Source organism: Flammeovirga sp. OC4, assembly GCF_000812565.1.
GTDB lineage: Bacteria > Bacteroidota > Bacteroidia > Cytophagales > Flammeovirgaceae > Flammeovirga.
This window is the reverse complement of sequence record NZ_JTAM01000076.1, coordinates 26,585-36,418: the sequence shown is the minus strand read 5'-3', so window position 1 is coordinate 36,418 and position 9,834 is coordinate 26,585. Positions and strand designations below refer to the sequence as shown.

The 9,834-nt window shown below is 37.4% G+C and carries 3 protein-coding genes; 1 reads left to right on the top strand and 2 read right to left on the bottom strand.

The window, feature by feature from the left end:
- Nucleotides 1–354 precede the first annotated feature (354 nt).
- Together PL77_RS25280 and PL77_RS25275 are read right to left on the bottom strand one after the other, a co-directional pair.
- Nucleotides 355–2,268 (bottom strand): SusD/RagB family nutrient-binding outer membrane lipoprotein, encoded by a 1,914-nt coding sequence (locus tag PL77_RS25280; RefSeq protein ID WP_044211582.1) that lies wholly within the window; start codon nt 2,266–2,268, stop codon nt 355–357.
- Between the two features lie 67 nt (nt 2,269–2,335).
- Nucleotides 2,336–5,425 carry a SusC/RagA family TonB-linked outer membrane protein gene (locus PL77_RS25275; protein ID WP_044211581.1) on the bottom strand — a complete coding sequence of 1,030 codons (3,090 nt, stop codon included), beginning with the start codon at nt 5,423–5,425 and terminating at the stop codon, nt 2,336–2,338.
- Nucleotides 5,426–6,732: 1,307 nt separating this feature from the next.
- Between PL77_RS25275 and PL77_RS25270 the strand changes: the two genes are divergently transcribed.
- Nucleotides 6,733–9,828 carry a SusC/RagA family TonB-linked outer membrane protein gene (locus PL77_RS25270; protein WP_082026726.1) on the top strand — a complete coding sequence of 1,032 codons (3,096 nt, stop codon included), beginning with the start codon at nt 6,733–6,735 and terminating at the stop codon, nt 9,826–9,828.
- The last annotated feature ends 6 nt before the right edge of the window (nt 9,829–9,834 follow it).

Here is a 9,834-nt window from a genome sequence, read left to right as displayed (position 1 = left end):
TGGCTAAGTTAGTACGCTAACGCTTAACAATCGCGCTAGTGATCTTTCTACCATTTTAGTTTGGTAGTACTCCCCCGGCATTGAAGGGAAAAGCGTTAAGAATTTCATGGAATGAGCCGTTAAAAATGATTTTGCTGTTTGAGCTTTAGCGAGTTTAAAATCATTTAGGCGAAAGGAATGAAATTTAGCTTTTGACTTCTAAGCCTAGATTTTTTGCTTCGTTTTTCATCAATGGAAAAATGAAGAAGAAGGAAGCTTGAAAGTAGATCATAAAAAGCTTGCAGAAATAAAAAAAAGGGATGCCGTCTGATCCCGGCACCCCTCTATCTAATCTATCTGAAAATATGAAAATTACTATTCTTTGATGAGTTCTACTCCCTTGCTGTTAGAGAATGTACCTTTATAAGATAGGAATTGGTCCACTGTATTGAACATTCCAGTATTTCCATTGGCTTCTGCTCTTTGTCTTTCAACCGCTTCGTTGTAGTTGGTGGTGTTACTTGACATTTCATTGTTAGGGTAGTCAAATCTTCTTGATCTAACATAAGAAGTCGTACCCGGAGAATGGAATGGGATGGTTTTGTAACCTACTACTTCAGGCATAGGACGGCCGGCAGTGATTTCATCTCTTGGATCAACAGTATAAACAGGGATGTCTATGGTTTCGTACATGTTTCTGTCTAATTCTGGTGTCACAAAAGAAGGTAGATGCGTTCTGTTCCAAAGCGTAAACGTATTGATACCATTTCCAATTTGAGAAATCCATGCTTGGTAAATGATATTGTCTAGTTTGTTGGCTGAAGAAGCAAAGGCCATTACTTCAGCGGCTATGTAATCTTCTTTGGCTGCATTGTAATCAAACCCTTGCCCCGCATCCGTTGTTTCATAGGCATCAATGGCACCTTCTACATATTCAATTCCAGGGTAAAAACGATTGTATTTGTCAAAAGCATCTCGGATACCTGATTCAAAGAATTGTTGAGCATTTCCTCCAATTAAGTTTTTCTGAATTGCTTCTGCAATCATAAAATTCACCTCGTCAGATCCCATGATGATGGTTGGAGAAAGTGGGTTGAAAACCGTCATATTGTTCAAAGAAGCAAAGATAAATTTGTCACCACCGTCTTCAATGGCATACTTATCATTGATTTTCAATGTTCCATCATTCATTCTAGCAAAATAAGCGGCATTAACAGGCGATGCATTATTTACATCACCGTTAGGTTCCACTGCAAATACCGCTGTCTGACCGTCTTGGTCTCCCATTCTTGTACCTCTCAAAGAAACAGGCTTGTAAGGGCTGCCCCATTCTTCTGCCATTTCAAACGGATCGAAATCACTGCTAGGAATCACCATAGTGGAAGGAGAAGAACTATAATCATGCATACCTGTTAACCAAAAAACACGAGGGTCTTTTCTTGATTGCATTGATTTGAGAGAAGTCTCACTGATATAACCATAAGCAAAACCACCTACTTGAGAAGTCATTGAAGCACCGACACCGTTCATGTGTTGCCCCCAAGGACCACCATTTAAAGAGTGTTCTAATTTTGCAGATTCATCTAATGTTGAAATATATCCTGCAGAGTGATTAAATGCTTCCGTAAAGATTTCTTTTGCTCTGCCGGCATCACCTTCCGACATATATAAGGCCACTTTCATTAATACAGAGTTGGCTAGTTTTTGCCATTTTAAAGCATCCCCTCTGTAATAAAAATCATCTGTAAAAGTTTCACCATTGGCCACCCATTCTCTACCATTTTTCAGGTCAATGACCATGGCTTCCAATGCTTCTTTTTGTGTGTCATATTTAGGATATAAAATATGCTCCACATAGCCTTTTCCTGCTTCAGTGTAAGGGATATCACCGTAAAGCGATAAAACTTTAAGCATGTCAATTACTTTGGTAATTTTCACTTGACCCAATTGTGCAGAAGCGGCTGGAAGGTTGGTCTCAAGATCGGCTACGTTTTTCATTACATCTTTATAGATGTTGTTCCAAGCCCATTCTTTATAAGACGTACTAAAAGCTTCGCCAGCGGCATATAAGTTACCAGTGGCTTGAGACATTGGCCCTGCCATGATAATTTGCGTTCTCCATGACTCGCCACCATCAGTATAAGGCTTGTTTTGAATGTGAGTGAACTGATACTTAGGGTTCATTTCATCTGAAGCCCAAGGGTCGGAGTTCATTTCTTCAAATTTATTTGTACAAGAAAACATACTAGCTGCTAGGGCAGCACCTAAAAATAGTTGGTTTGCTTTCATCGTTTTGCAATTTATAGGTAATTCCACCACTTGCCTTTTTTGACAAGTGGCAGCATTGATTGATTAATTAAAATTTAGCATTAAGCTTTAGACCAAATGTTCTTGGTAGTGGGTAAGATCCTACTTCCATACCTTGAGCATTTCCATAAGAGAAACTTGCGGCAGGGTCAATGTTGTCAGTGTTCTTCCATAAGTAACCTAAGTTAGAAGCTACGAATGATAACTGAAGGTTTTGCATTTTTGCACTTGAAACCATTGTTTTAGGGAAAGTATAGCCTACTGAAATTTCTGCCACTCTGATGTAAGAAGCGTCATAAACGTGGGCTTCATCAATACCTGCCGTAGTTTGGTAGTAGTTTTGAAGATCTTGGTCTGTTGTAAAACCTTCAAATGGCTCTCCGTTTTCATATACCATTCCACCAGGATTGTAAACGCCTGTTTCATGCATTGTATTTCTACCATCAGCCGTGTCTTGATGCTTACCATTAGAATACATATTGGCATTGGTAGAAGAGTAAATGTCTCCACCAAACTTCGCATCGATCACCATACCGAATGAAATATTTTTATATTGGAAACGGTTAACCCAACCAACCATAAACGGTTGAACACCATTTCCGATTTGCTGATATCCATCTTCTACCATTGGCATGCCATCTTCATTGACAATGATGTTGCCGCTGTCATCTCTTTTGTAGGCCGTACCCATAATTGTACCGTATGCTTGTCCTGGAGCAGCCACGATGTTGACAGGACCTTCACCTACTAAATATTGATCTACACCTTCCGATAATGAAACCACTTCATTGTAGTTATAAGCGAAGTTGACTTGTGTGTGCCAATTCATATCTTTCTTTCGGATCACATTGTAACCTAAAGCGACTTCCACACCTTTGTTAATGATCTCACCAGCATTAATAATAGCATCTTCATAACCTGATGATTCAGGAATACGCACCTTCATGATCTGATCCACTGAGCTTGAATTATAATAGGTCATATCTAAATTCACACGGTCGTCAAACATTCTTAAGTTCATGCCCAATTCATAAGAAGTTTGCATGGAAGGTTTTAAGTTGCTGTTGTTGATGGTGTTACCGTAGATAGCTCCCGTTTGAAGGTCATCCTGTTTTTGACCATCAATCTGATAGTATTGTTGTAACATATAAGGGTCGGTATCCGAACCTACCTTTGCCCAAGAAGCTCTTACTTTACCAAAAGTCAACCAATCAGGCGTGTCCCAATCCATATCAGAAAATACCCATGAACCACTAATAGAAGGGTAGAAGTAAGAATTGTTTTCTAATGGTAGTGTAGAAGACCAATCGTTACGTCCTGAGACATCCAAGAATAAGTAGCCATCATATCCAATAGAGGCTGTTGCGTATACAGAACTGATTGCTTTTTCGTAAGTATCATAAGAAGCAAAGCGGTCTGAACCTGATTGTGGGTTTTGTTGTAGAGGGTCAGAGAAGTTAGAAGACCCTGTATCAGAATATCTTCTGTAAATGTGCATATATGATGTACCTACATTGGCAACTACATCAAACTTGCCGAATTTGTTGTCATAAGTCATCATGGCATCAAAGTTATCTTCTCTGTCGAGTTGCGTTCTTTCGTACGCTCTGCCTGATTCATACCATGGAGTATACAAAGGTTGTAAAACATCGGCTCTCCAAGCGGTATAGTCTGTACCTGCTCTACCTTGTACTTTTAAATGATCCGTGATTTCATAAGTAGCCGTTGCCATACCCAAGAAACGATCTTTTGTATCATGGAACTTTGTTTCATGCATTGTCCAATAAGGGTTCTCATTATTTTCATTATAACCAATAGGGCGACCGTCTTTATCTTTGTAATCCTCCATCCAATTGATATCATAAGTATTTGGAATGGCGTTGATATTACTCATATAGTTGTTGACGCTGTTACCCATGTACGGTCTGTTATATGCTTCCTCTTTGATGTAGTTCATGCGAGCATCAATGTGGAATTTTTCAGAAACTTCACTGGTTCCTCTTAAAGAGAAAGTGTTTCTCTCATAACTTTGATTGTCTGTGTTACCATTGTTGGTCATGTTAGAGTAAGAAAATCGAAGTGTTCCTGCATCCGATACTTTGGTTAAAGCAACGTTGGTATTTGCAGTATATGAAGGTTTGAAAAATGCTTCGTAGTTATCATAAAACTGTACATTTCTTTCTTCTCCATCATAGTACTTGTCAGTGGTCATTCCTGGAGTCACTTTAGGTCCCCACATGCCATAATCACGTTTTGGATCAGTTGGAAACATACCATTCGTACCATGTGCATATTGTTCTTGGTTATCAGGGGTAATACCCAAAGTACTGACGGTAGAAGTATGTGAAAAGTCTACACCTAAACCTTTTTGACCGCCTTTGCCCGATTTGGTAGTGATCATGATTACACCATTAATACCCCTTGAACCGTAAATTGCAGTGGCTGCAGGTCCTTTTAAGACGTTGATGGATTCAATATCTTCCGCATTAATGCCCGACATACCATCACCTGTGTCAACACCACCGCTGTTGCTGTCGTTAGCATTGGCTACATTGGAGTTATTCATCGGGATTCCGTCTATTACGTATAACGGCTGATTAGAACCGTCCAAAATAGCATTACCACGAATCACCACATTGGATGATGACCCCGGAGAGCCGCCTACTTGGTTAATCTGAACACCAGCCACTTTACCTGCAAGGTTGTTCATGGCATTGGAAGAGGAGGTGACAGCACCCAGGTCATCACCCGATACTTCTTGAACGGCATAACCTAAAGATCTTTCTTCTCTTTCAACCCCAAGGCCTACGACTACTAATTCCTCCATTTCAGTTGCATCAGGCTCCAACTTAATGGAAATGAAAGATTGATTGTTGACACCAATCTCAGTGGTTTTGTAACCAATATAAGAGATTTGTAGCGTACTTTCTGGACTTGCTTGAAGTTCAAAATTACCATCCATATCGGTGATAGAACCGCTGGAAGTACCTTTAATCTTGATCGAAGCACCGATTAATGGTTCTCCAGTCATCGCATCTTTAATGGTACCTTTGATGAGTTGTTCTTGTGCATGAAGTGTAAGCGTACACGTCATGAACAGTACAACCATCGTGCTGATGGAATGTAAAATTCTTTTCATTTTAGGATAAGTGAGTTAATAAAATAGTTTACAATAAGAGTTGTATACCGTGCATTAATTAGGTTTAACAGTAAAAAAAATGCAGTAAAAATTCATTCAACGTAACTTAAGTTATTTCTCGAAGATTTTTGTTTGTATAAAAACTCTGTATGTTTTGACTTTGTTTGTATATAAACACCTTGTAAGTGTATTATGAACACAAATGTATAGGATTGTTTTGGAAAATCAATAACATGATGCACAACAATGCGTGTTTTCGTTTTTGTTTTGCATGTTTAGTATGTACTCTTCGCGTTGTAACTAATAAAAAACACTGTTTTTATAGTGTTTTTCTACAGTTTGATAAAAAAATATAATTTTCTTTTAAAGATGTTATTTCATCCTTTAATACTTGTTTTTAACGCAAACATACAATGTTACGCTTGTTCTTAGTGCTATTTTTTATCAATTCTTATTGAAGAGCTTTAAAGAGTAAATAGTGTGCGTATTTATGCATGAATCGGTTTGTGAGTTGTTACACTTTAAGGTGAGGTAAACCTTCTTTCAAAATTTCGAATATTAGAGGTGTAAATAATATTAATCAAAGAAGTTTTTTTGTAAATAGTTTGAGGTTTATCATTAATGAATTCTTTTCTATGTGCTTTGTTTTCAGCTTTAAAAGCATATTATAATATTAGTAAATAGGTGTTTACATAAGTTTACATTCAAACTCTTTTTGTGAGAGGGCTCAATTTCCAAACTCATTTTTCTTCTTTTTTTAATGTATAAATGACGCCGAAAAGTGTTTTTTATGACAGCAATTTTCTCAACTAAATAAGACTTTTGATACCTGTTTGTGCTTGTTTGTTAAAATAAAATTGAAAATTTGACTATTTTAACCTTAAAAACGTCAATTACTATTAAAAAAACCTTTTACATTGTGCATGTTCGTGCATGATGCTACATTTGTAATGTAAACAAGACACTTTTAAAGCTGTCTGACTTAATCTCGATGTTATACACATTATAAACTAAAATCTCAATTATACGAAATGAAGAATTTTTACAAGATAAACAAGAGCAGTTTTTATACTTAGTTGAGACATCAATTAATAAACAAATAGACATTACTATTTCATAGCTATAAAAAGTAATTCTATTTTAAGTTATGCTATAAAAACTAGACCATTTGCTAAGACCGATGAAATTCTAAAACCAATCATATTATAATTTCAGAAACGTCAATATCCTTTGACGAGATAGCATGGTTCAAAAAATTATTTTTGGCTAAGGCCAATTTTAACTACTACACTAATCTAATACTGAAAATGAGTAAATTTTACTTAATGCTGTTAAGCATGTTTATGCTTACAACAGGTGCATTGTATGCCCAAGAACGTACAGTTACGGGTACAGTTACAGATGCATCAGATAACTCCCCACTACCAGGTGTGAATGTTTTGATTAAAGGAACAAGCCTTGGGGCGGTAACAGATTTTGATGGAAACTTCTCTGTTGCCATTCCATCTCCAGAAAATAATACACTTACATTCTCATTTATTGGTTATAAAACCACTGATTTTGATGTTACAAATTCAGATAACCTTCAAATTGCATTAGAAGCAGACGCTGAAGAGCTAGAAGAAGTGGTTGTGACAGCTCTTGGTATCAAGCGTGAAGAAAGATCGCTTGGTTATGCAGTTTCTGAGGTGAAAGCAGAAGATATTGGTGATAACTCATCAGCGAACATTATGAACTCGTTGAACGGTAAAGTAGCAGGTGTACAGATTACTCCCGTTGCAGGTCCTAACTCATCTTCTAATGTAGTAATCCGTGGTAATGCGGTATTGAATGGTTCAAACCAACCATTATATGTTATTGATGGTGTGCCAATGACCAACTCAAACTATGATAATGCTTCTGACAGTGACAGTGGTGGATTAGATACAGGTGATGGTATGTCTGCAGTGAACCCTGATGATATTGAATCAATGTCAGTATTAAAAGGTCCAGCAGCCACAGCACTTTATGGTACAAGAGCCATCAATGGTGTAATCTTAATTACAACAAAACAAGGTGATAAAAGAAAAGGTATTGGTATTGACTTCTCTACAGGTGTAAACTTTGATCTGATGGGTATTACTCCTGATTACCAAAGAGAATATGCTCACGGTACTCAAGGTAATTTCCCTACTGACCCTACCTCTACAGATGGTACAAGAATGTACGGTCCGAAAATTACTCCAGGTATGAGATCAGATAGCTACTACGATGGTGTGATGAGAGATGTACAACACTACAGCATTTATGACCAATTATTCCAAACAGGTGTAACGTTCAATAACTCGATTGCATTGACTGGTGGAAATGAGAAATCAAGTGTTCGTTTCTCTTACTCAAATATGTCAAATAATGGTATGGTTGAAAATTCAACTTTCAACAGAAATACATTCAACTTGAGAGGAACCACAAAAATGGCCAATGACAAATTGACAATTGATTCAAGAGTAACTTACACGCATCAAGAGTCTACGAATAGAATGGCTTTAGGTAATAGTGTTTACAACTACAACAGAGCCATGATGCAGGTGCCTACTACTGTATCAATGGATTTCTTGAGAAACTATAAAACACCTGACGGAAGACCTTTTGGTTACAACGATAAAAACGAAAACCCTTACTGGACGATGTATGAGGTGAATAACCAAGATCAATCAGACAGAATGATGGGTATGTTGAGCTTGAATTATGAAATCAACGAAAACTTATCAGTTGTAGCAAGAGGTGGTACAGACGTAACAAGCTGGAGACAAAATGTACTAGACCCAATGTATACTCCATTCTTTGAGGATGGTAGAGCGTTTGAAAGAACAAACTTGCAAACAGAAAACAACATGGACTTCTTATTAATGTACAATAAGAAATTCGGAAACTTCGATATTAGTGCAACAGCAGGTGGTTCATACATGTATCAAATCCACGATAGAACAGATATTGGTTCTGTGAAGTTTATCTCTGATGATTTACAACACCCTGGTGCTGGTCAAGATCGTTTTATTGATCTATCAAGATACGAAAGAGCAATTTCATCAGTATACGCAACAGCTTCAATTGGTTATAAAGGATTCTTATTCTTAGACGTTTCAGGACGTAATGACTGGTCTTCAACACTTCCTTTAAATAATAACTCATATTTCTACCCTTCAGTATCAGGTTCATGGGTATTCTCGGATATGGATTGGAACACTCCTGAATGGTTATCATTTGGTAAGTTGAGAGCATCATGGGCACAAGTAGGTTCAGATACTGATCCTTATAGCTTAGCAGTGCAATATAGAGTACTTGGTAACCCAGTTGGTAACCCAAACTGGGGATTCAACCCAGGTCAAATTGAAGGAGAAATTATTCCTAATGCGAACTTAAGACCGTCAATGTCCTCTTCGTATGAGTTTGGTTTAGACTTACGTTTATTCAACAACAAAGTAAGCTTAGACTTAGCATATTATAACCAAAGAGCAACGGATCAGATCATGCCAATTGACATTTCTGATGCATCAGGTTTCACACAAGCACTTATTAATGCCGGTGAGATCCAAAACAAAGGTTTTGAATGGTTAGTGAATGTAAGAACAGTTGAAACGGATAACTTCTCATGGGATATGACATTTACAGGTTCATATAACCAAAACGAAGTAGTTTCATTGACAGAAGGAGTTGAGTCATACATGATCCAACGTTCAAACGGTACAGTATCGGTACAAGCAATTCCAGGTCAAGCGTATGGTACAATCATGGGTACTACTTATGTAAGAGATGACAACAACAACATTGTTGTAGATGAGAGTGGTCTTCCAGTCGTAAATCAAGATGCTTCAGAAATCGGAAATGGTATTCAGCCATGGATGGCAGGATGGAGAAACACATTCAACTATAAAAACTTCAGTTTCTCAGTATTGATTGATGGTAAATTTGGAGGTCAAATTTACTCAGAGACCAACTCACAAATGTATTCTAATGGTAAACACCATGACACTCTTATTGGTAGAGATGAATACTACAACACTGGACACTGGAATCCAGGTAACTTAGTGACATCAGATGGTCAACCATATACAGGAACTGTAGACCCTGAATTATACTACAGAAGAGTAGCTTCTATTGATGAGCAGTTTATCTATAACTCGTCATTCATCAAATTAAGAGACGTTTCAATCTCTTATCGTTTACCAAACAAGGCGTTAGAGAAAACACCTTTCAGAAACTTATCATTTACTGCATACGGTAACAACTTATTGTACTTATGGACTTCAGTGCCTAACATTGATCCAGAGTCATCATTCCACGCAGGAAACGGTCAAGGTATTGAGTTCTTAAACATGCCTTTACCAAGAACAGTAGGTTTCAGATTAAATGCTAACTTCTAATCCAAT

Excerpts from the sequence above, each read along its gene's own strand:
- PL77_RS25280 (WP_044211582.1), bottom strand. The coding sequence starts at position 2,268 with ATGAAAGCAAACCAACTATTTTTAGGTGCTGCCCTAGCAGCTAGTATG.
- PL77_RS25275 (WP_044211581.1), bottom strand. The coding sequence starts at position 5,425 with ATGAAAAGAATTTTACATTCCATCAGCACGATGGTTGTACTGTTCATG.
- PL77_RS25270 (WP_082026726.1), top strand. The coding sequence starts at position 6,733 with ATGAGTAAATTTTACTTAATGCTGTTAAGCATGTTTATGCTTACAACA.